Annotated in this window: 20 protein-coding genes; 9 read left to right on the top strand and 11 right to left on the bottom strand. The window is 42.3% G+C overall.

The window, feature by feature from the left end:
• Nucleotides 1-217: 217 nt before the first annotated feature.
• Nucleotides 218-865: an OmpW/AlkL family protein gene (locus DY200_RS05440; RefSeq protein WP_005608297.1), complete on the top strand. Its 648-nt coding sequence runs from the start codon at nucleotides 218-220 to the stop codon at nucleotides 863-865.
• A gap of 80 nt (nucleotides 866-945) precedes the next feature.
• On the opposite strand, the gene argE is transcribed toward DY200_RS05440, so the two are convergent.
• The 5 genes from argE to DY200_RS05415 all read right to left on the bottom strand — a co-directional run bounded on the left by argE (nucleotide 946) and on the right by DY200_RS05415 (nucleotide 6792).
• Nucleotides 946-2088, bottom strand: a complete 1143-nt coding sequence (argE, locus tag DY200_RS05435) for an acetylornithine deacetylase (RefSeq protein ID WP_115587207.1) — start codon at nucleotides 2086-2088, stop codon at nucleotides 946-948.
• A 13-nt stretch (nucleotides 2089-2101) separates the two neighbouring features.
• Nucleotides 2102-2881, bottom strand: a complete 780-nt coding sequence (locus tag DY200_RS05430) for a permease (protein WP_115587206.1) — start codon at nucleotides 2879-2881, stop codon at nucleotides 2102-2104.
• An 8-nt stretch (nucleotides 2882-2889) separates the two neighbouring features.
• On the bottom strand, nucleotides 2890-4296 hold the full coding sequence (locus DY200_RS05425) for a basic amino acid/polyamine antiporter (protein WP_115587205.1): 1407 nt from the start codon (nucleotides 4294-4296) through the stop codon (nucleotides 2890-2892).
• 94 nt (nucleotides 4297-4390) lie between these two features.
• Nucleotides 4391-5806, bottom strand: coding sequence for a basic amino acid/polyamine antiporter (locus tag DY200_RS05420; RefSeq protein ID WP_115587204.1), 1416 nt, complete (start codon nucleotides 5804-5806; stop codon nucleotides 4391-4393).
• Between the two features lie 92 nt (nucleotides 5807-5898).
• Complete coding sequence (locus DY200_RS05415) at nucleotides 5899-6792, bottom strand: homocysteine S-methyltransferase family protein (protein ID WP_115587203.1); 894 nt, start codon at nucleotides 6790-6792, stop codon at nucleotides 5899-5901.
• A gap of 219 nt (nucleotides 6793-7011) precedes the next feature.
• Here DY200_RS05415 and metK point away from each other — a divergent pair, with 219 nt between their 5' ends.
• The 7 genes from metK (at nucleotide 7012) to thiI (ending at nucleotide 15449) form a co-directional block, all read left to right on the top strand.
• Nucleotides 7012-8163 carry a methionine adenosyltransferase gene (gene metK, locus DY200_RS05410; RefSeq protein ID WP_115587202.1) on the top strand — a complete coding sequence of 384 codons (1152 nt, stop codon included), beginning with the start codon at nucleotides 7012-7014 and terminating at the stop codon, nucleotides 8161-8163.
• Between the two features lie 161 nt (nucleotides 8164-8324).
• Entirely contained in the window at nucleotides 8325-9617 is a 1293-nt protein-coding gene (locus tag DY200_RS05405) for a nucleobase:cation symporter-2 family protein (protein ID WP_115587201.1), read from the top strand.
• Nucleotides 9618-9752: 135 nt separating this feature from the next.
• On the top strand, nucleotides 9753-10070 hold the full coding sequence (gene trxA / locus DY200_RS05400) for a thioredoxin (protein WP_005597935.1): 318 nt from the start codon (nucleotides 9753-9755) through the stop codon (nucleotides 10068-10070).
• A 177-nt stretch (nucleotides 10071-10247) separates the two neighbouring features.
• Nucleotides 10248-11438: an FtsH protease activity modulator HflK gene (gene hflK / locus DY200_RS05395; protein ID WP_115587975.1), complete on the top strand. Its 1191-nt coding sequence runs from the start codon at nucleotides 10248-10250 to the stop codon at nucleotides 11436-11438.
• Between the two features lie 2 nt (nucleotides 11439-11440).
• Nucleotides 11441-12328, top strand: coding sequence for a protease modulator HflC (hflC, locus tag DY200_RS05390; RefSeq protein ID WP_115587200.1), 888 nt, complete (start codon nucleotides 11441-11443; stop codon nucleotides 12326-12328).
• Nucleotides 12329-12514: 186 nt separating this feature from the next.
• Nucleotides 12515-13813 (top strand): adenylosuccinate synthase, encoded by a 1299-nt coding sequence (locus DY200_RS05385; protein ID WP_115587199.1) that lies wholly within the window; start codon nucleotides 12515-12517, stop codon nucleotides 13811-13813.
• Between the two features lie 187 nt (nucleotides 13814-14000).
• Nucleotides 14001-15449, top strand: coding sequence for a tRNA uracil 4-sulfurtransferase ThiI (gene thiI / locus DY200_RS05380; RefSeq protein WP_115587198.1), 1449 nt, complete (start codon nucleotides 14001-14003; stop codon nucleotides 15447-15449).
• Between the two features lie 95 nt (nucleotides 15450-15544).
• Here thiI and DY200_RS05375 read toward each other — a convergent pair whose 3' ends face one another.
• Complete coding sequence (locus tag DY200_RS05375; protein WP_115587197.1) at nucleotides 15545-16087, bottom strand: carboxymuconolactone decarboxylase family protein; 543 nt, start codon at nucleotides 16085-16087, stop codon at nucleotides 15545-15547.
• Between the two features lie 162 nt (nucleotides 16088-16249).
• Between DY200_RS05375 and DY200_RS05370 the strand changes: the two genes are divergently transcribed.
• Nucleotides 16250-16840 (top strand): Maf family protein, encoded by a 591-nt coding sequence (locus DY200_RS05370; protein WP_115587196.1) that lies wholly within the window; start codon nucleotides 16250-16252, stop codon nucleotides 16838-16840.
• Between the two features lie 55 nt (nucleotides 16841-16895).
• Here the strand turns inward: DY200_RS05370 and DY200_RS05365 are convergent, their stop codons facing one another.
• The 5 genes from DY200_RS05365 to secD form a co-directional block, all read right to left on the bottom strand.
• Nucleotides 16896-18197, bottom strand: a complete 1302-nt coding sequence (locus DY200_RS05365) for an NCS2 family permease (RefSeq protein WP_115587195.1) — start codon at nucleotides 18195-18197, stop codon at nucleotides 16896-16898.
• A gap of 238 nt (nucleotides 18198-18435) precedes the next feature.
• The gene (gene ftnA, locus DY200_RS05360) at nucleotides 18436-18933 is read right to left on the bottom strand and encodes a non-heme ferritin (protein WP_115587194.1); all 498 of its coding nucleotides are present in this window, start codon (nucleotides 18931-18933) and stop codon (nucleotides 18436-18438) included.
• On the bottom strand, nucleotides 18933-19439 hold the full coding sequence (gene ftnA, locus DY200_RS05355) for a non-heme ferritin (RefSeq protein WP_115587193.1): 507 nt from the start codon (nucleotides 19437-19439) through the stop codon (nucleotides 18933-18935). Before ftnA (DY200_RS05355) ends, ftnA (DY200_RS05360) begins: the two co-directional genes overlap by 1 nt.
• 147 nt (nucleotides 19440-19586) lie before the next feature.
• Entirely contained in the window at nucleotides 19587-20561 is a 975-nt protein-coding gene (gene secF, locus DY200_RS05350) for a protein translocase subunit SecF (protein ID WP_115587192.1), read from the bottom strand.
• A 10-nt stretch (nucleotides 20562-20571) separates the two neighbouring features.
• The gene (gene secD, locus DY200_RS05345; protein WP_115587191.1) at nucleotides 20572-22419 is read right to left on the bottom strand and encodes a protein translocase subunit SecD; all 1848 of its coding nucleotides are present in this window, start codon (nucleotides 22417-22419) and stop codon (nucleotides 20572-20574) included.
• Between the last annotated feature and the right edge of the window lie 11 nt (nucleotides 22420-22430).

Raw genomic sequence — 22430 nt, 5'->3', positions numbered from 1 at the left:
ATACCGCTTCAACGTTTTAATAAATGGAGCTAGTCAAGATTATTTCAAGTAAAAATGTGAAAAAGATCACAAAAAATAAGTTGGTACCCCATTTTAGGTATAAAAATGGCGTATATTTGATTCTTGTCAATAAAAGTTAGCTGAATTGTTCTTAGAATGTTATTAACGTAACTAATTGGTTACTTTTTTATTTTTAAGAAAATATTAAGAGGTCAAAATGAAAAAAGCAGTATTAGCGGCAGTATTAGGCGGTGCGTTATTAGCGGGTTCGGCAATGGCACATCAAGCGGGCGATGTGATTTTCCGTGCCGGTGCGATCGGTGTGATTGCAAATTCAAGTTCTGATTATCAAACAGGAGCGGACGTAAACTTAGATGTAAATAATAATATTCAGCTTGGTTTAACCGGTACCTATATGTTAAGTGATAATTTAGGTCTTGAATTATTAGCGGCAACACCGTTTTCTCACAAAATCACCGGTAAGTTAGGTGCAACAGATTTAGGCGAAGTGGCAAAAGTAAAACATCTTCCGCCGAGCCTTTACTTACAATATTATTTCTTTGATTCTAATGCGACAGTTCGTCCATACGTTGGTGCCGGTTTAAACTATACTCGCTTTTTCAGTGCTGAAAGTTTAAAACCGCAATTAGTACAAAACTTACGTGTTAAAAAACATTCCGTCGCACCGATTGCGAATTTAGGTGTTGATGTGAAATTAACGGATAATCTATCATTCAATGCGGCAGCTTGGTACACACGTATTAAAACTACTGCCGATTATGATGTTCCGGGATTAGGCCATGTAAGTACACCGATTACTTTAGATCCTGTTGTATTATTCTCAGGTATTAGCTACAAATTCTAAGTATTTTGAAACTGTTATGAGAAAGGGAGCGTTAATCGCTCCCTTTTTGTTGTAAAAAATCCTTGAAAAACGACCGCTTGTTAAGCACAAAAATGTAGGATCATTTTAGTGAGCAATTCACGAGTCGGCTCAATAAATTTTGTTTCTAAAAATTCATCCGGCTGGTGTGCTTGTTCGATAGAACCCGGACCTAAAACAAGTGTCGGGCAGAGCTGTTGAATAAACGGTGCTTCGGTACAATAGTTTACCGCATCGCATTTTTCGCCTAACAGTTTTTCAACCACTTGTACTACTTGTGCGGAATGTTCACACTCATAGCCGGGGATTCCATCATGTAAATGACGAATCTCAATCAGATCGCCGTATTGTTCTAACATTGGTTTTAGATTCTCATTGACCATCGCATATAAATCTTCCACCGGCAGATTTGGCAACGGACGCATATCGAATTGCAATTCACAACACGCACAAATACGGTTAATTGCATCGCCGCCGTGAATATTACCAAAGTTCATTGTCGGATATGGCACTTTAAACAGATCATTATGATATTTGTCACGTAACTGATTACGCATATTCATCAGATAACCGGTCGCTTGGTGCATTAATTCAATCGCATTAATACCACGATCCGGATCGCTGGAGTGCCCACTTTTGCCGGTAATTCTGACCGCTTCGCCGACGTGCCCTTTATGCGCACGAATCGGTTTTAAAGAAGTCGGCTCGCCGATAATCGCACAATCAGGGCGAATATGCGTATGTTGAGCGAAGGTTCTCGCACCAAGCATGGTGGTTTCTTCATCTGCTGTAGCGAGAATACGTAACGGTTTGGTTAATTTGTTTAAATCAATTTGGTTAAGCACATCGACAATAAAAGCAAAAAAGCCTTTCATATCCGCAGTGCCTAAACCGTAGAATTTGCCGTCTTGTTCGGTTAATGCGAACGGGTTGAAAGTCCATTTACCTTCGTCAAACGGCACGGTGTCGGTATGTCCGGCTAATAATAAACCGCCTTCACCCTCACCGTAAGTGGCTAATAAATTATATTTATCACGACTGCCTTCCACTCGGATAATCTCGGTTTTAAAGCCGAAATCGGCAAGCCATGTCGCCAGTAATTCGATAAGTTGCTTATTGGATTGATCTTCCGCCGCTTCTAAACTGGAAATCGTCGGCAGTGCAATTAAATTGCGGTAACGTTCGATAAACTTTGTGTTTGCCATAATATTTTCTCTTTTATTTACGTTTTAACATTGCTAGACCGGCTAGGATTTCCCAAATCATAATTGCATAGATGGCCACTCGTTCAAGTATCGGTGTCAGCATATTTGGAAAAAAGATCGTGATCAATACGCAAAGTACGCCGATTAGACCGGCTTGAATACTAAAACGGCGCAGCCAAACAAGTTGCGGTTTAACAATATCAATTCCCGCCATAACAATTGCCAAATTACCGAATAAATAAGTAAGACTTGCACCTAAATTTTGTAATCCGCCGGCGGTTATTTTCGCTTGAGATGACGGAATCAAGCTCATACCGATAGTAAAGAATGTGGCAAAAATTAACGCCAACAACCAATACTTACGGCGAGAGAGCTGTAAGATTACTGCAAGATAAGCAACCGCAAAACATAACCCTTGCAGACTGAATACTGCATCCATGACTTGATATAACGGCGAAAAATTATTGGTTTTGCCGTCAATTACCGAACCAAGCGGGATTAGTAATTCTAAAACGGTATGTCTGGCATAGGTTATCAACGAAGATTCGCTAAATAACGCCGAAACAAACTCGGCGAGTGTATAAAACACGCCGATAAATGACAGCAAAACGGCTAATAGAATCACAATAAAGCGCGTACTTCCCCGAATAATCGGATGCATCAGCAACGGATAAACGGCGATTCCGAAAGAACCGTTCGCAAAAAAATGCTGTAATTGGTGAGAAACTTCAAGCACTTTATTGGCAAAAATCCGTAGAAAAGCGACCGCTTGCTTGAACAATGTTGTTTTCATATTTTGCCCTAGAATGAATTGGTGAACAGAGTATAAACCGCTTCGATAAAAAGCACACTAATCACCGCTAATAAACTTTTTTCAAAGCGAGTTAAATTGATGTTTTCGCCGTTTTGTTTACGAGAATAGAAAAACAGAGCAAGCCCCGGTACGTATAGTACGACGGAGAGCAATGAATAATCTAATCCCGCCGCATAGACAATCCATAAACCGTAAACGGACGCCATCGCACCGGTCAGTTTGATATACCACCCTTCGTTTTGTTTCATTGCGACTTTGAATAAATAAGCGCCGACTAAGAAATAAGGTACCAGAATCATTGTAGTCGAAAGCTGAATCAGCATACTGTAACCTTTGCCGGTAAATAATACGAGCAACAGACTAATTTGAATCGTGATATTGGTTAGCCATAAACCGGCAATCGGTGTGCCGTTAATATTGGTGCGATTTAATAATTTCGGGAAAACTTTGGTTTTCGCCGCTTGGTAAGGGATTTCCGATGAAAACATCGTCCAACTCATATAGGAAGCCAATACCGAGACAATCAAGCAGAAAGTAATAATAATCTTACCGCTTGTACCAATCATCTGTTCCATTAACCCTGCCATAGAGGGATTCGGCATTTCGGCAATCACTTCACGAGGCAAAATGCCGAGGGAAAGTACGGTAATCGCCACATATAGCACCAGGGTAATCAGAATACCTAAAATGGTGGCTAAGCCGACATCGCTTTTCTTTTTGGCATGAGCGGAGAGTACGGAAGCCCCTTCCACTCCGACAAACACCCAAAGGGTAATCAACATTGTGCCTTTTACTTGTTCTAATTGGGTTGTGCCGAGTTTAACGCCGCTAAAATCCTGTACGAATTGCTCCGGTGAGAAAAACCAAACGGCTAAGCCGATAAATAAAAAGAGCGGTAAGGTTTTTACGATAGTTGCGATCAGGTTTACATACGCCGCTTCACGAATACCTCGTGCAATCAGATAATGTACAGCCCAAACAATAACTGAAGCTCCCAAAATAGCGGCTAACGTATTACCTTGTCCGAAAATCGTATGATTTTCACTATCAACAAATGCGCCCAGTCCTTCAAAGGCAACCACTAGGTAGCCGACACTGCCGATAGCGGTACAGAGCCAATAGCCCCAAGCGGATAATCCGCCGACCAAATCGCCGAAGCCTTCGCGAGCGTAAGTATAGACGCCGCCCTCCAATTCCGGTTTGATGCGTGAAAGAAAAAAGAAAGATAGACCTAAGAAAATAATACCGATACCGGTAATAAGCCAACCGCTGAGTAATGCCTCGGCACCGGCAACCTCCGCCATATTTTGCGGAAGGCTAAAAATACCGGAACCGATCATCGAGCTAAGTACTAATGCGGTTAAAGAGAAAAGACCGATTTTGCCTTTTGACATAGAATGCCCTTATAATTGTTATTCAAACAAACCGCATAATTTAGCATAAAAATAAAAAATCCTCTAATGCCGAAACATGAGAGGACTGAGATTTTTAGCTCCAATCAACATTGGTAAAACTGTTGTAAACCGCCCAGATAAATAATAGTCCGATTAAAATTAATAAGATTTTTTCAAAGGCGGTTAAATTTAAGGTTTTGCCTTGATGTTGATAGCGTGAATAAAGGAATAAACCGATACCCGGTACATAAAGCAATACCGATAATAACAAGTAATCCAACCCCGCTGCATAAACAATCCATAAGCCGTAAATCGAAGCGATAAAACCGGTCAGTTTGATATACCACGCTGAATTTTGTTGGAATGATAACTTCAATAAATATGCACCGATTAAGAAATAAGGCACAAGGATCATTGAAGTCGAAATTAATAATAAAGCGTTGTAGCTTTTACCGGTTAATAACACAAGGAATAAACAGAATTGCACCACAAAACCGGTAAACCAAAGTGAATTAATCGGTACTTCATTCGCATTCAATTTATCTAAAATTTTCGGAAATGCACCGTTTTTGGCACCGCGATAAGGTACTTCCGCCGAATACATTGTCCAGCTTACATAAGAAGCAAGCACCGACACGATTAAGCAAAAAGTAATTAAAATCTTACCGCTTGAACCGATCATTGTTTCTAATAAACCTGCCATTGACGGGTTTGACATCTCCGCAATGGTTTCACGCGGTAAAATGCCGAGTGAAAGCACGGTAATTGCAATATATAAAACTAATGCGATCAGAATCCCAAGTACGGTCGCCAAACCCACATCACTTTTCTTTTTAGCGTGAGCGGATAACACAGAAGCACCTTCCACACCGGTAAATACCCAAAGGGTAATCAACATCGTGTTTTTCACCTGTTCCGACACACTGTTATTTAATGCTGTACCTTGTAAATCTTGGTTAAACGTTTCGCCTTTGAAATACCAAATTGCTAAACCGATAAATAACACGAGCGGAAATACTTTCACAAAAGTTGCAATCAAGTTTACCGTTGCCGCTTCTTTTACACCGCTAGCTACTAAAGCGTGAACTAACCACACGATAATTGAAGCGCCGATAAATGAAGCAAGCGTATTGCCTTGTCCGAAAATAATATTCGATTCCGTATCGGTAAATGAACCGATTCCCTCAAACGCTACCACTAAATAGCCGACAATTCCGATGGTTGCACACAGCCAGTAACCCCAAGCAGAGAGGAAACCGACTAAATCGCCAAAGCCTTCACGTGCATAAGTATAAATACCGCCGTCTAAATCCGGACGTAAGCGAGAAATAAAGAAGAAAGAAAGCCCGAGGAAAATAATCCCAATGCCCGTAATGATCCAACCGAGAATTAACGCTTCACCGCCGGCGACCGCCGCCATATTTTGCGGCAGACTGAAAATACCGGAACCAATCATCGAACTGAGAACCAGAGCAGTTAAAGAAAGTAACCCAATTTTTTTGTTTGACATAATTGCCCTTATTTTGATGTTGTATTTGATACAAGCGGTCGAATTTTGCGGATTTTTTGCAAAAAACTTGCCAATTTTGACCGCTTATTCGGTTATTTTAAATTTTTAGCTAGTGTGTTGATGTATTCGATCCCGATACCGCAACAGCCACCGACAATGGTTGCGCCTTGTGCCGTCCATTTTTGCGCCCACGCAAGATAGGCTTCAGGGTCTAAATCTTTACGTACTTCGTCTAAACCGTCATTGGCGGTTGCATCTTTCGGTTGAGGAGCAAACGCATTTGCATACGCACCGGTTTGGATATGTGTCACATTTTTTTCTTTTAGAATAGATTGGGTTATTGCTAGTGCTTGCTCAATCACTTCCGGCTGGCAGCAGTTAAATAAAATCGCATTAACGCCTAATTCCACCATTTTTTCCACTGCTTGCGCAACAGATTCGCCCGAGCGAAGTTGTGGCTCGATGGTTGGCTCATCATCGATTAAAGTAAACGAAACCCAAAGCGGGCGATTATCTTTCGGTAATAACGGCTTAATTGAAGTCGGCTCGATAATCGCACTTTGTGTTTCACATAACCAAATATCAACATAAGGTGCAAGCCCGTCAATAATCGGTTGAGCGATTTCGGCAAAGCGATCCACCTGAATCAAATCGGCACGGTAAGAGCCGAACATCGGTGGTAACGAACCGGCAATTTTTGCAGATTTTTCGCTATTTTTAACCGCTTGCTTTGCTAAACGCCCAGCTAAATCAGCAAGCATTTTGCCGTCTGCACTAAAACGTTGTTCACCAATATGGAACGGCACGACCGCATAACTATTGGTTGTAATCACTTCCGCCCCATTAGCGATAAAATCTTCATGGACTTGTTGCACCGCAGACGGTTTTTCATAAAGGGATAACGCAGACCATTCAGGTTGTTTAAAAGGTGCGTTCAAACGCATTAACTCACGGCTCATACCGCCGTCTAGGATTGTGATTGTCATATTTTGTCCTATAAAATCATTCAGAAGTGAAGTTGAAAAATAGTTTGCTTTAGATGCTCAAAAAATATATTATAGACGTCTAGATGGAAAAACTTCCAAAAGAATTTAATATAAGCGGTCTAATTTTGCAAATAGTTTGTGATTTTTGACCGCTTGTAAATTTGATTGAGGGAGCAAAAGCTTCAACTATGATAAAGGTATAACCAAAGGATAATAACAATGGCGATTAATTTATTTACTTCAGAATCGGTATCGGAAGGACATCCGGATAAAATTGCGGATCAAATCTCGGATGCGGTGTTAGATGAAATTTTAAAACAAGACCCGAAAGCACGTGTGGCGTGTGAAACTTATGTAAAAACCGGTATGGCGTTAGTCGGCGGTGAAATCACCACTTCTGCATGGGTGGATATCGAAAACTTAACCCGTCAAGTGATTTGCGACATTGGCTATACCCATTCTGATATGGGCTTTGATGCGCATTCTTGTGCGGTATTAAATGCGATTGGTAAACAATCTCCGGATATTAACCAAGGTGTTGACCGTGCGGATCCGTTAGAACAAGGTGCGGGCGACCAAGGTATTATGTTCGGTTATGCAACCAATGAAACCGATGTATTAATGCCGGCACCGATTACATACGCTCATCGTTTAATGGAACAACAAGCAAAAGTACGTAAATCGGGCAAATTAGACTGGTTACGTCCGGATGCGAAAAGCCAATTAACCTTCGCTTACGAAAATAACAAAATCGTAGGGATTGATACGGTGGTGCTTTCAACTCAACACGCTGAACACGTTTCACAAAAAGATTTAGTGGAAGGTGTGATGGAAGAAATCATCAAGCCGGTATTACCAAGCGAATGGTTAAGCCAAAACACTAAATACTTCATTAACCCGACTGGTCGTTTTGTGATTGGCGGCCCAATGGGTGACTGCGGTTTAACCGGTCGTAAAATTATCGTAGATACTTACGGCGGTGCGGCTCGTCACGGTGGCGGTGCATTCTCCGGTAAAGACCCGTCAAAAGTGGACCGTTCGGCAGCATATGCAGCACGTTATGTGGCGAAAAATATCGTAGCGGCAGGTTTAGCGGATCGTTGTGAAATCCAACTTTCTTACGCAATCGGTGTGGCGGATCCGACATCAATCATGGTGGAAACTTTCGGCACGGGTAAAGTTTCAAATGAAACATTAGTGAAATTGATCTATCAAAACTTTGATTTACGTCCGTACGGCTTAATCAAAATGTTAGATTTAATTCAACCTATTTATCGTGAAACGGCGGCTTACGGTCACTTCGGCCGTGAACACTTCCCATGGGAACAAACGGATAAAGCGGAAGCATTACGTACCGGTGCAGGTTTATAATGTTAAGTTGATATAGTTTAACTAATATAAAGCGGTTGAATTTACAGAGAAATTTGTAAATTCAACCGCTTATTTTTTAACTGCTCATTGTGGCGCAAACGTTTGCGCAATAGGGTGTAAAAGCGTATAATTCGCCCCAATTTTTTTAGTTTGAGGCATTTATGCAAAATTTACGTTATCCCGTTGATTCCAAACCGCCTTTCGGCTTAACTCTTCTTTTAGCGGCACAACATCTATTGGCTGCGCTCGGTGGCATTATCGCCGTTCCGTTGGTTATCGGTAATGTATTAAAACTTCCGACTCCCGATACGATTGTATTGGTTAATGCGGCGTTATTGGTGTCCGGTATTGTGACGATTATTCAATGCCAAGGTATCGGTCCTATCGGTTTGCGCTTACCGAGTGTGATGGGAACCAGCTTTACTTTCGTGGCGGCAGCGCTTGCGATTGGTTTTAGCGAACACGGTGTTGCCGGTATTATGGGAGCCTCATTAGTCGGTTCGTTAGTGATGATTATCGGCAGTTTCTTTATGCCGTATGTACGTAAATTATTCCCGCCTGTGGTGACAGGTGTCGTAGTGATGATGATCGGCTTGAGCTTAATTCCGGTTGCGGTGGACTGGTTCGCCGGCGGTCAAAAAGGTGACCCGCATTATGCGGATCCGGCAAACCTTGCAATGGCGACTTTTGTACTGGTACTGGTTGTGATCTTAGTGCAATGGGGTAAAGGTATTTTCTCGGCGGCGGCAATCGTGATCGGTATGATGGTCGGTTATGTAGTGGCGTTAGCATTAGGTTGGATTAACTTTGATGCGGTGAAAAATGCGGATGCGTTTGCGATTCCGCAGCCGTTGCATTTCGGTTTAGCGTTCCCGATTTCAGGGATTATCGGGATGTCGATCGCTTATTTGGTGACGATTGTCGAATCAAGCGGTAACTTCTTAGCGTTGGGCAATGCGACTCAAACCGAAATTACCGGTAAGCATTTACGCGGCGGGGTATTGTGTGACGGCTTAGGTTCCGCGTTCGCGGCAATTATGTCCACTACGCCGTTCTCGTCATTTGCGCAAAATATCGGGGTGATTTCCCTAACCGGCGTAGCAAGTCGCTATGTAGTCACCATTATGGGTGTATTATTGGTATTAGCCGGCGTATTCCCGTGGTTCGGTGCGTTAATCGTTTCGATTCCTAGCCCTGTGTTAGGCGGTGCGGGTTTAATGATGTTTGCGATGATTATTGCCGCCGGTATTCAAATGTTGGATAAAGTGGAACGCTCAAAACGTAACGGCTTGATTATTGCGATTTCAATCGGTTGCGGTTTAGCGGTAACCACTCGTCCCGAATTGTTAGATAAATTACCGAGTTTCTTTAAAGAAGTGTTCGGTTCGGGTATTACTGTCGGTTCTTTACTGGCATTAATCCTCAATTTAATTTTGCCTGAAGATAAAGGATAGAGATTAAAATAAATAATCGAAGTAATCGGGAAAACTTACTTGAAATTGAGTAAACGAACCCTTATCTTACGGTATAACTTAACGCCACGGTCAAGTGGCGTTTTCTTTTCGGATTATTAATAAGGAAAACAAATTATGACTTTACAAGTTACTGACGCAACTTTTGAACAAGAAGTATTAAAATCGGACGTACCGGTATTATTAGACTTTTGGGCGCCGTGGTGCGGTCCTTGCCGTATGGTGGCACCAATCTTAGACGAATTATCGGAAGAGTTCGCAGGTCGTGCGAAAATTGCTAAAGTGAACGTGGACGAGAACCAACAAATTCCGGCACAATTCGGTATTCGTTCAATCCCGACGTTAATCCTTTTCAAAAACGGTGAAGTGGTTGCAACTCAAGTCGGCGCATTACCGAAATCACAATTAAGCGCATTTGTTGAACAAGCGCTTTAATCTTTAATTTATAAATCGGGGCGGGTAATTTCTCGCCCTTTTTATTTGCAAAAAAATTGTTAAAAAAGACCGCTATTTGTTCTATAAAGCCTAGCAAAATGAGGTACAAATAGGTACAATCCCCAAGTTACGTTATTTTAAATGGGCGTACAGAAATTTTTTATTTTGGAGAAATTTATGTCGTGGAATGAGTCAGGCAATCATCAGGATCCGTGGGGTAAACCGGGTCAAAAAAAGCCTGAGCAACAAGGGCAAGGGTCTCAACAGGAACCTGAAAAACAGAATAATCGCCAAGAGCCGCCGGATTTAGAGGAGGCTTTTAGCTCGCTATTGAAAAAAATGGGGGGAGGTAATAAGGGCAATAACTCTCGTCACCCGCAAAATTTCGGAAAATTATTCCCGCTTGCCGCAATTTTTGCCGCCATTGTATGGGGCGCATCCGGTTTTTATACGATTAAAGAAGCGGAACGCGGCGTAGTCACTCGTTTCGGTAAGTTAAACGATATTGTGATGCCGGGTTTAAACTGGAAACCGACTTTTGTCGATGAAGTGATTCCGGTCAATATCGAACGTGTTTCCGAGTTAAAAACCAGCGGATCAATGCTGACCCAAGACGAGAATATGGTTCAGGTGGAAATGACCGTTCAATATCGTGTCGAAGATCCGGCTAAATATCTGTTTAGCGTGCGTGATGCGGACGACAGTTTAAAACAAGCGACCGACAGTGCGCTACGTTATGTCATCGGTCATATGTCGATGGACGATATTTTAACGACAGGTCGTGCGACGGTGCGTGAAAAAACGTGGCAAACCTTGCGTGATATTATCAAAACCTATGATATGGGTTTATTGGTTACCGATGTAAACTTCCAATCGGCTCGCCCGCCGGAAGAAGTGAAAGACGCATTTGACGATGCGATTAAAGCGCAAGAAGACGAACAGCGTTTAATCCGTGAAGCGGAAGCCTACGCACGCGGTCGTGAGCCGATTGCGCGCGGTCAGGCACAGCGTATCGTTGAGCAGGCAACTGCCTATAAAGATCAAATTGTATTAGAAGCAAAAGGTGAAGTTGAGCGTTTTTCTAAACTTTTACCGGAATATAAAGCGGCACCGCAAGTGATGCGTGAGCGTTTATATATCGAAACCATGGAAAAAGTGATGAAAAACACGCCGAAAGTGATTATGGACGGCAACGGCAATAACTTAAACGTATTGCCAATGGATAAATTATTGGCGAAACCGGCTGCTGCCGAACCGGCAAAAACAGCGGCGCCGATTGTAGTCCAGCAACCGCAAGCGATCCATCAACCGGCGCAAACCGTGCCGACTACACAAAACGAACAACCGGTACGTAAGGGGAGATTTTAATAATGCGTAAATTATTATTACCTATTTTATCTCTGGTTGCTTTTTTAGTGATCTCTTGTATTACGATCGTACCGGAAGGCTATCGCGGCATTATGTTACGTTTTAATAAAGTGCATCGCGACGCAGACCAAAAAGTGGTGGTTTATGCGCCGGGTTTACATTTTAAAGCGCCGTTTATCGATAGTTTAAAAGTGCTTGATGCGCGTATTCAAATTTTAGACGGTCAGGAAGATCGCTTCGTGACGGTTGAGAAAAAAGACTTATTAGTCGATTCTTACGTGAAATGGCGTATCAGCGATTTCGGTAAGTTTTATACGGCGACCGGTGGAGATACACAACGTGCTTCGGATCTTTTAAAACGTAAAGTGGGCGACCGTTTACGTTCTGAAATCGGTTCTCGAACGATTAAAGATATCGTATCCGGCTCTCGCGGCGAATTGATGGCTGGTGCGCAAAAAGCCGTAAATGACGGTGATGACGGTGCCGAAAAACTCGGTATCGAAGTGGTCGATGTACGTGTGAAACAGATCAACTTACCGAATGAAGTTTCATCTTCAATTTATCAACGTATGCGTGCGGAACGTGCTGCGGTTGCAAGCGAACACCGCTCGCAAGGTGAAGAAAAAGCCGAAATTATTCGTGCCGAAGTCGATAAGAAAGTGGTACTTATTGAAGCGCAAGCGAAGAAAACCGCCGAAACTTTACGCGGTGAAGGCGATGCGCAAGCTGCAAAAATTTATGCTGACGCATTCAGCCGAGAGCCGGAGTTTTATAGCTTCGTGCGTAGCTTAAAAGCATACGAAAACAGCTTTGCCAAAGATCAAAGCAATATGATGCTACTTAAATCGGACAGCGAATTCTTCCGCTTTATGAAAGCACCTACAAAATAATTGTATCCGTAAGACCCGATCTATATCGGGTCTTTAACTTTTTTATTTCTCTCTGAAACTAAAATATAGCAAGCGGTAGAATTTCGCTGTTTTTTAGCAAATTTTTTATCGAATCCGACCGCTTGTCGTGTGTTTGGAGCGAGTACACCAATTTTTCATTTGAAACTAACTAAAGAGGCAATTCCTATGGGTAAAAGTGTTGCTATTCTCGGCGCTCAGTGGGGCGATGAAGGGAAAGGTAAAATCGTAGATTTATTAACGGATCGTGTGAAATACGTAGTTCGTTATCAAGGCGGTCACAATGCGGGCCATACCTTAATTATCAATGGCGAAAAAACCGTTCTTCGTCTGATTCCGAGCGGTATTTTACGTGATAATGTAACCTGTTTAATCGGCAATGGTGTAGTGCTTTCTCCGGAAGCGTTAATGAAAGAAATGGGTGAATTGGAAGCCCGTGGCATTAACGTTCGTGATCGTTTAAAAATTTCAGAGGCTTGCCCGTTAATTCTTCCTTATCATGTGGCAATGGATCACGCGCGTGAAGCGGCGTTAGGTAAAAACAAAATCGGTACGACCGGTCGCGGTATCGGCCCGGCATACGAAGATAAAGTGGCTCGCCGCGGTTTACGTGTCAGCGATTTATTTGATAAAGAAGCCTTTTCTGAAAAATTAAAAGATATTTTGGATTACTACAATTTCCAATTAGTACATTACTACAAAGTTGAACCGGTAGATTTCCAAAAAACATTAGATGACGTATTTGCGATTGCCGATGTAATTAAAGGTATGGTGGCGGACGTAACAACCTTACTTCACCAAGCACGTAAAGAAGGCGTGAATATCTTATTTGAAGGTGCGCAAGGCACAATGTTAGATATCGACCACGGTACATATCCGTTTGTAACCAGCTCAAATACTACGGCGGGTGGTGTTGCAACCGGTTCGGGTTTCGGTCCTCGTAATCTTGACTATGTATTGGGTATTATCAAAGCATACTGTACTCGTGTCGGTAGCGGTCCGTTCACCACTGAATTATTTGATGAAGTGGGGGCGGAAATCGCTCGTAAAGGTAACGAGTTCGGTGCGGTAACCGGTCGTCCGCGCCGTTGTGGTTGGTTTGATGCGGTAGCAGTACGCCGTGCGGTACAAATTAACTCGATTTCCGGCTTCTGTATGACAAAATTAGACGTATTAGACGGCTTTGAAGAGTTAAAAATCTGTACCGCATACAAAATGCCAAATGGTGAAATCGTAGAATACGCACCGATGGCGGCGAAAGATTGGGAAGGTGTAGAGCCGATTTACGAAACCATGCCGGGCTGGTCTGAAAATACCTTCCGTGTAACTAAACGTGAAGAATTACCGCAAGCGGCGTTAGATTACATCAAACGTATTGAAGAGCTTGTCGGTGTGCCGGTTGATATTCTTTCAACAGGTCCGGATCGTGTGGAAACAATGATTTTACGTGACCCATTTGCGGCGTAATTTCGTTTAAATTTTAAGTTGTTTTCTTACCACGGAAAACACGGAGTTCGCGGAATTTTCTGTGTATTCTGTGCTTTCCGTGGTAATTGTTTTTTGATACTTGTCTGAAAAGCAGTTAAATTTGCAAATTTTTAGTGAAATTTAACCGCTTGTTTGGGCAACTTATTTTCCGTAGTGAAACCGAAAAATGAAATTTATTATTAAACTTTTCCCTGAAATTATGATTAAAAGCGATTCGGTGCGTAAACGCTTTATCAAAATTCTGACCTCTAATATCCGTAATGTGTTATTGCGTGAAACTGAAAATGTGGCGGTCATTCGTAACTGGGACTTTATTGAAGTGCGTGCCAAAGTGGCGGAAGAAGCACCGATGGTGTTGGAATTACTGAAACGTACGCCGGGTATTCACCACATTTTAGAAGTGGAAGAAATGCCGTTTACTACGATGCACGATATTTTTGAAAATACTTTGGCAAAAGTACGTGATGAGTTAGAAGGTAAAACGTTCTGCGTGCGTGTACGCCGTAAAGGTAAACACGAGTTCCGTTCATTAGACGTAGAAAAATATGTCGGTGGCGGTTTAAATCAACATATTGAATCGGCTCGTGTGAAATTAACCAAGCCGGATGTAACCGTGCGTATTGATATTGACGGCGATAAAATGTTGCTGATCGATGCTCGTCACGAAGGTTTAGGCGGCTACCCGATCGGTACGCAAGAAGATGTATTATCGCTTATTTCGGGCGGATTCGATTCGGGTGTATCAAGCTATATGCTGATTCGCCGCGGTTCACGCGTACATTACTGCTTCTTTAATTTAGGCGGTGCGGCACACGAAATCGGCGTAAAACAAATGGCATACCATATTTGGAGCCGTTACAGCACTTCACACAAAGTCCGTTTTGTAGCGATTAATTTTGAAAATGTGGTCGGCGAAATTTTAGAGAAAGTCGATAACGGTCAAATGGGCGTGGTGTTAAAACGTATGATGGTACGTGCCGCGAGCAAAATTGCCGAGCGTTTTGATATTCAAGCGATCGTAACCGGTGAAGCGTTAGGTCAGGTTTCAAGCCAAACCTTAACCAATTTACGTTTAATCGATAAAGCGTCCGATACATTGGTATTACGTCCGTTAATCACCCACGATAAAGAGCAAATTATCGCTATGGCAAAAGAAATCGGCACCGATGATATTGCTAAATCTATGCCGGAATTTTGTGGCGTTATCTCGAAAAATCCGACCGTGAAAGCGATTGAAAGCAAAATTGTGGAAGAGGAAGGGCATTTCAATTTTGAAGTGTTGGAACAAGCAGTGGCAAACGCACAATTCCTTGATATTCGTGAGATTGCTCAACAAACGGAACAAGAGGTTGTGTCGGTTGAAACGACTTCCGAATTAACCGAAAACGATATTATTTTAGATATTCGTAGCCCGGAAGAAACCGATGAAGCACCGTTTAGTTTGGACGGTGTAGAAGTAAAATTAATGCCGTTCTATAAACTTTCAAGCCAGTTCGCTTCGTTGGATCAATCGAAAAACTACTTACTTTACTGCCAACGTGGGGTAATGAGCAAATTACAAGCGCTTTATCTCAAAGAGAATGGCTTTAGTAATGTAAAAGTGTTTCGACACTAATGATTTTATAGATGAAAAGCGGTCATTTTGGGTTAAACTTTTGCAAGTTTTTGCCGAAAAATGGCCGCTTTCTATTAAGCTATTACACTAAATCATTAAGCGAAATCTTGTAATTCAGGGTTGATTGGCGTTTCCGCGATGTTATTTGCATAGTTACATAATGTCGCTAAGCTCACGCCTAAAATCACTTCAATTGCGTTTTGTTGGTTATAGCCTGCTGCGAAGAATTCGTTTAATTGTGCTTCGGTTAATTTTGCTTTCTGTAGCATTACCGCAAGCGTAAAGCGTGCTAAGGTATCTAATTTCGGATCTGAAATACGTGCGGTTGCACGAATTTGATCAACGATTTCTTTTGGCGCATTTAACGCTTTTAAAGAAATTTTGGTATGACCGGCAACACAGAATCCGCAACCGTTAACTACTGCCGCCGTAATTTGCACCACTTCACGCTCAAGCGGTGTTAAGCTGTTACGACCGTTAATACCGCTGACGGTACGATAAGTTTCTAACGCAGTCGGTGCATTAGCCAATACGCCGATTAAGTTAGGAATAAAGCCGTTTGCTTGTTTTACCGCTTTTAATGCTTCTTGTGCCGCTTCTGGCGCGGTTTCAATCGTATGAATTTGAAATTTTGACATATATATGCTTTCCTTATAAAGAGTAATCTATTTAAGTTAATGATAACGGTTGATTTAATAGATCTGCAAAGTATTTTTACCCGTTTTATCGCTATAAATACCTATTTTATATAACTAAAAGTTCTGTAAGAAATGAGAAAAGAGAATAGAGAATAGACACGAATGAGTAATAAACAAATTTACCTTGCTTCAAATAGCCCACGCCGCTGGGAATTGTTACAAAATTTAGGCTTGGATTTGCTTCGTTTATCGAGTGAAATCGATGAATCGCCGCAAGCAAATGAAAAAGCGGATGAATATTGCTTAAGGATTGCAGAGCAAAAGAATCAAGCGGCACAAGCGGTCAGAATTGCAGAAAATCTTGTGGAACACCCGATACTGACGGCGGATACCACTGTTTCAATTGACGGCAAAATTCTCGGTAAACCGAAGGACGAGCAAGACGCTTTTGCGATGCTAAAAATGTTATCGGGCAGAACGCACCAAGTATTTACTGCCGTGTGTATTAGTTATCAAGGCAAGCAAGTGGAATGTTTACATACCAGTGAAGTGAGTTTTAGAAGATTAACCGATGCTGAAATTCATGCTTATATTGCGACCGGTGAGCCGATGGATAAAGCCGGTGCTTACGGTATCCAGCAGTTTGGCGGGATATTTGTCGAGCGATTATCGGGAAGCTTTACCGGCGTGATGGGGTTACCGGTGTTTGAAACGGCAGAATTATTAAAGCAGTTTGATTTGCAAATTTTTTAAAAAATGAGACCGCTTGTTTGCCTTGTTGCAAGCTTACAAGCGGTCTTTTTTGAGATTAGATTGCTAATTCAAATGCGTAGAAAGCAACTAATGCAATCGCAATGATTACCGTACCGACGTTGAGTTTTTTGAATTCGCCCGAAATGATACGACCAATCACTAACGTAGCAAAACCAAGCATAATACCGGTTACGATATTGGCGGTTAATACGATAAATACCGCACACACTAAGCCTGACATTGCGCCGACAAAATCATCGAAATCCAATTTTGAAACGTTACTTAACATTAACAGACCGACGTACATTAATGCCGGAGCTGTCGCATAACCCGGTACTAAAAACGCAAGCGGTTGGAAAAATAACATTAATAAGAAACCGATACCGACAACTACTGCGGTTAAACCGGTTTTACCGCCTACCGCCGTACCAGCCGCCGATTCAATATAAACCGCCGCCGGTGCCGTACCGAATAAACCCGAAAGCACGGAGCCTAATGAGTCTGATGTTAAGGCTTTATCGCCGTTAATAATTTGACCGTCTTTATCTAATAAATTCGCTTGTCCCGCTACCGCACGAATCGTACCGGTTGCATCAAAAATCGCCGTCATTACTAACGCAAATACCACCGGTAAAATCGCCGTATTTAACGCACCCATTACATCAAGATTTAAGAATTGAGAATTTTCTCCAAAGCTCGGCATTTTGAAGAAACCGGCATATTTTACGTTCGGATCGAACACTAAACCGATGATTGTGATCGCAATGATCACCCATAAAATGCTGCCTTTAACTTTTAAACGCTCTAAGCCGATAATTGCCGCTAAGCCAAGTAATGCCATAATGACCGGGAACGAGGTGAAATCGCCCATTTTTACCGGTAAACCGGCTTGATTACCAACGACTAAGCCCACGCCGTTCGCTGCGATTAACAGTAAAAATAAACCGATACCGATACCTGCTCCGTGTGCAATGCTTGCCGGCAGGTTACGTAAAATCCACGCACGAATGCCGGTTACCGAAATGAGTGTGAATAAGACCCCCATTAAGAAAATTGCACCGAGTGCAACCGGAATCGAGATACCTTGACCAAGTACTAAACTGAATGCGGTAAATGCGGTTAAAGAAATCGCACAACCAATCGCCATCGGCGCATTTGCCCATAAGCCGATTAAAATAGAGCCTAAGCCTGAGACTAAACAGGTGGCGATAAATACCGACTCGGCAGGAAAGCCGGCTTGGCTTAACATACCCGGCACGACAATCACCGAATATACCATGGCTAAGAAAGTGGTTAAGCCCGCAATAATTTCTTGGCGGGTATTGGTGCCACGTTCTTCAAATTTGAACAAAGACATAAAATGAAAACCTCAAATAAACGAAATAAAATTTTAAGGAACGAATTTTACAGAAGTCAGATCTGATAAGCAAACGTTTGCATAACATCTAATAAATAAGCGGTCAGATTTTCTTTAAGATTTGCAAATCTTTCTTAAAAAGAACGGACTTCACTAAAATAATTTTTGTGAAGTCCGTGTATTCTGTGGTCACAAGTTGCAAAATTTTAGGGAAATTTGACCGCTTGTAAACGACGGATTAGTGCGTTGCTGCAAGTTGTTCCAAATCTTTATCGATGTAGTACAAGGCTTTGCCGTCTTCACCTAACAGTTTGAATTTATTTAAAATCGAATTAAATAAAAATTCTTCTTCGTGCTGTTCGGCAACATACCATTGTAAGAAGTTAAATGACGAATAATCTTTAGCTTCAAAAGTCACTTCCACCAGTTTATTGATTGAAGCTGTGACGTGTTTTTCATGTTCCAATACGATTTCAAACAAAGATTTTAACGAAGCATATTCTGCTTGCGGTGCTTCAATTGCATAGATTTCCGCTAACGAACCGGTTTCGTTTAAATAAGTGAATAAGCGGCGCATATGTTCCATTTCTTCGGTGGCGTGCGCTTTTAAGAATTTCGCTGCGCCTGGGAAGCCGTTGTTATCCGCCCATGCCGACATTTGTAGATAAACGTTTGAAGAATAAAATTCTAAGTTTAATTGGTCGTTTAATTGTTTGATGATTGCTGGTGATAACATTATGCATCTCCTTGTTCGTGATCTAAGGTTTCTAAGTCTTTATCGATGAAATAGAGCGATTTATTGCCTTCGCCCGCGACTGCGAATTTATCTAAAATTTCACCGAATAATTTTTCTTCTTCGTGCTGTTCCGCCACGTACCATTGTAAGAAATTAAAAGTTGAATAATCTTTTTCTGCAAATGTTACTTCGACTAGTTCGTTAATTTTGGCGGTCACGTGTTTTTCATGCGCCAGAACTTCATCAAATAATTCTTTTAACGAAGCGTATTCTTTGCGAGGCGCATCGATTTTACCGAGCAACGGTAAACCGCCGGTTTCGCTTACATAGTCGAACAATTTTTGCATATGCTCCAATTCTTCGTCGGCATGACGAAGTAAGAATTTTGCCGCACCGGTAAAACCGTTTTTTGAACACCATGCCGACATTTGCAGATAAACATTTGAAGAGTAGAACTCTAGGTTAATTTGTTCATTGAGTTGATCAATGATTTTTTGTTGTAACATTTTTACCTCCAATCTAATATTAAAAGATTTTAAATAATGAGAGCTAATTTCATTACGAAATCCGGATACGACAAAGGGGCGGAAAAACTTCCACCCCTTTGATATATTGTATTGATTATATACGATAATTTAATAAAAAACTATCTATTAATGATCAATAAACGCTTGTTGATCGGCACCTTCTTTTTCTACTACCGGTTTAACCATATGTTCACGATTTAAACCCAGTTGTAATGCCACACCGATCGCAATATAAATTGATGAATATGTACCGAAACCAATACCAATTAATAATGCAAGCGAGAAGCTGTGAATTGTCGGGCCGCCGAACCAGAATAACGCTGCCACAACAAATAAAGTTGTTACCGAAGTCATTAAAGTTCTTGATAATGTCTGACTTAATGAAATATCAATCACTTCTTGGGAGGTTACTCGACGAATTTTACTGAAGTTCTCACGTACACGGTCAAATACCACGATAGAGTCATTCAAGGAATAACCGACTACCGACAGAATTGCTGCGACGAAAGTCAGGTCAATTTCAATCTGTAAGAATGAGAAAATACCGACGGTTACCAATACATCGTGGAATAACGCCAGAACCCCGCCTATTGCCAAACGAATTTCAAAACGAGTACCGACATAAAGTAACAACATTCCAAGCGTGGCGAGGGTTGCCCAAATCGCACCTTGAGTCAGCTCTTCCCCAACATTCGGTCCGACGAACTCAACGCTTTTAATCGTTGCTCCGGCATCAAGATCCTTATGGACCATATCCATAATTTTATTGCCTAACGACATATCGCCGGCAGATGCCGGTAAACGAATCATCAACTCTTTTTGGCTGCCGGTTGTTTGCACTAACGCATTACCATAACCGTTTTGTTCCAATAAACCACGTACTTTGCCTAAATCGGCAGGTTGTGAGAAGGTGGTTTCAATTACCGTTCCGCCGGTAAAGTCCAATCCCCAGTTAAAACCTTTGGTAACGATAGAGAAAATACATAATGCGGTAACGATGAGTGAAAAGACGAAACCGACATAACGATATTTCATAAATGGAATAAGCTTATACGGCAGCTTGATTTCCGACGCATCTTTTTCTTTTTGCATAGTTGCCATTTATTCCACCTTAAATCCAAAGTTTTTTCACACGTTTATTGCCGCCGTACACCCAGTTTACGAGCATACGAGTACCGGTAATTGCGGTGAACATCGAAATCATTACCCCAAGTGCAAGCGTAATTGCAAAGCCTTTTACCGGACCGGTACCGACCGCATACAGCACTAACGAGGTTAAAATCGTGGTTAAGTTCGAGTCGAAAATCGAGGTAAACGCACCGTTATAACCTTCGTGAATCGCTTGTTGGATTGATCGTCCGTTACGCAGTTCTTCTTTAATACGTTCGTAAATCAATACGTTCGCATCGACCGACATACCTACCGCCAGTACGATACCGGCAATTCCCGGCATAGTCAGTGTTGCACCGATTAATGACATTAAACCGATAGTCAGCACCATATTTACCGTCAGAGCCGCTGCCGCAAACACTCCGAACATTTTGTAGTAAATTAAACAGAATGCGATGGTTAAGATTAAACCGTACATACCGGCTTCCATCCCTTTCGCAACGTTATCCGCACCTAAAGAAGCGCCGATAGTGCGTTCTTCCACAATCACAATCGGTGCAATCAATGCACCCGAGCGTAACAGTACCGCAAGATTTTGCGCTTCTGCCGGCGAATCGATCCCGGTAATTTGGAATTGGCTGCCAAGACGAGAGTTAATCGTTGCGACGTTAATTACTTCTTCGTGTTTTTCTAAGATCACTTTACCGTTAGCGTCTTTACGACCGGAGTCTTTAAACTCGCTGTAGAGGGTCGCCATCGGTTTGCCTACCGCGCTTTTGGTAATATCCGCCATCATCGTACCGCCTTCGGCATCAAGATTGATACTTACTTGCGGTAAACCGCGTTCGTCTTTGCCCGAGGTCGCATCAATAATATGTTCGCCGCCTAAAGACGGTTTACGACGTAACACGACGGGATTGCCGTCACGCGTATATTGAATTTCGGAATCCGCCGGTACGATACCTCTGGCGGCGGACTCAGGGCTGGCTTCCGCATTCACTAAACGGAATTCAAGGGTTGCCGTTGCACCGAGAAGCTCTTTGGCACGTGCGGTATCTTGTACGCCCGGTAATTCAACCACGATACGGTCCGCACCTTGACGTTGAATGGTCGGCTCGGAAACACCGAGTTCTTCTACACGTTTACGTAAAATGGATAAGTTTTGTTCAATCGCCGTATCGCGTGATGTCGCCAGTCCCGTTTCCGACGGACTGAATGAAATCTCTGTCGGGCTAATAGAAGCGGCTTCAAGAGCAGTGTGAACGCGACGAATATAACGAATGGCTTTATCGGCGGTTTCCTCATCGGCAAATTCAATTACCGTGGCAAAATTTTCGCCTTTTTTAACCGCTTTATATTGCAGTTTTTCTTTACGAAGTTCCGTACGTAAACTGTCTTGTAGATTTTCTTGTTGTTTAGCCAATGCGGTGTTCATATCCACTTCCATCAGGAAGCGAACGCCGCCGCGTAAGTCCAAGCCTCGTTTCATCGGATTACCGCCGATGTCGGTTAGCCAAGTCGGCGTTGCCGGCGCAAGGTTTAACGCTACGGAAAATTTATCGCCTAAGACTTCGGAAATTTTTTCTTTGGCAGGTAATTGTTGTTCATCTTTTTCTAAACGCACTAAAATCGAGCCGTTCTCGAGAACGGCTGATTTCGGGGTGATATTCATTGACGACAACGTTCCCTGTACTTGAACGAGCGTTTCGCTCGTCGCTTGCTGACCGCGGGTTCCGGAAATTTGAACCGACGGATCTTCTCCGTATAGGTTAGGAAGAGCATATAAGCCCCCGATGAGTACGATAATAATAATCATCAGGTTCTTCCATAATGGGAAACGATTTAACACAATTAGTCCCC

It is taken from the genome of Actinobacillus lignieresii (genome assembly GCF_900444945.1).
Lineage (GTDB): Bacteria > Pseudomonadota > Gammaproteobacteria > Enterobacterales > Pasteurellaceae > Actinobacillus > Actinobacillus lignieresii.
The sequence above is the reverse complement of the archived record's forward strand: the minus strand, read 5'-3'. Positions and strand labels throughout refer to the sequence as shown.

Excerpts from the sequence above, each read along its gene's own strand:
- secF (WP_115587192.1), bottom strand. The coding sequence starts at position 20,561 with ATGGCAACTATGCAAAAAGAAAAAGATGCGTCGGAAATCAAGCTGCCG.
- DY200_RS05405 (WP_115587201.1), top strand. The coding sequence starts at position 8,325 with ATGCAAAATTTACGTTATCCCGTTGATTCCAAACCGCCTTTCGGCTTA.
- DY200_RS05430 (WP_115587206.1), bottom strand. The coding sequence starts at position 2,881 with ATGAAAACAACATTGTTCAAGCAAGCGGTCGCTTTTCTACGGATTTTT.
- DY200_RS05365 (WP_115587195.1), bottom strand. The coding sequence starts at position 18,197 with ATGTCTTTGTTCAAATTTGAAGAACGTGGCACCAATACCCGCCAAGAA.
- hflK (WP_115587975.1), top strand. The coding sequence starts at position 10,248 with ATGTCGTGGAATGAGTCAGGCAATCATCAGGATCCGTGGGGTAAACCG.
- metK (WP_115587202.1), top strand. The coding sequence starts at position 7,012 with ATGGCGATTAATTTATTTACTTCAGAATCGGTATCGGAAGGACATCCG.
- DY200_RS05415 (WP_115587203.1), bottom strand. The coding sequence starts at position 6,792 with ATGACAATCACAATCCTAGACGGCGGTATGAGCCGTGAGTTAATGCGT.
- trxA (WP_005597935.1), top strand. The coding sequence starts at position 9,753 with ATGACTTTACAAGTTACTGACGCAACTTTTGAACAAGAAGTATTAAAA.
- DY200_RS05425 (WP_115587205.1), bottom strand. The coding sequence starts at position 4,296 with ATGTCAAAAGGCAAAATCGGTCTTTTCTCTTTAACCGCATTAGTACTT.
- DY200_RS05385 (WP_115587199.1), top strand. The coding sequence starts at position 12,515 with ATGGGTAAAAGTGTTGCTATTCTCGGCGCTCAGTGGGGCGATGAAGGG.
- DY200_RS05420 (WP_115587204.1), bottom strand. The coding sequence starts at position 5,806 with ATGTCAAACAAAAAAATTGGGTTACTTTCTTTAACTGCTCTGGTTCTC.
- hflC (WP_115587200.1), top strand. The coding sequence starts at position 11,441 with ATGCGTAAATTATTATTACCTATTTTATCTCTGGTTGCTTTTTTAGTG.
- thiI (WP_115587198.1), top strand. The coding sequence starts at position 14,001 with ATGAAATTTATTATTAAACTTTTCCCTGAAATTATGATTAAAAGCGAT.
- DY200_RS05370 (WP_115587196.1), top strand. The coding sequence starts at position 16,250 with ATGAGTAATAAACAAATTTACCTTGCTTCAAATAGCCCACGCCGCTGG.
- ftnA (WP_115587194.1), bottom strand. The coding sequence starts at position 18,933 with ATGTTATCACCAGCAATCATCAAACAATTAAACGACCAATTAAACTTA.
- DY200_RS05440 (WP_005608297.1), top strand. The coding sequence starts at position 218 with ATGAAAAAAGCAGTATTAGCGGCAGTATTAGGCGGTGCGTTATTAGCG.
- argE (WP_115587207.1), bottom strand. The coding sequence starts at position 2,088 with ATGGCAAACACAAAGTTTATCGAACGTTACCGCAATTTAATTGCACTG.
- DY200_RS05375 (WP_115587197.1), bottom strand. The coding sequence starts at position 16,087 with ATGTCAAAATTTCAAATTCATACGATTGAAACCGCGCCAGAAGCGGCA.
- ftnA (WP_115587193.1), bottom strand. The coding sequence starts at position 19,439 with ATGTTACAACAAAAAATCATTGATCAACTCAATGAACAAATTAACCTA.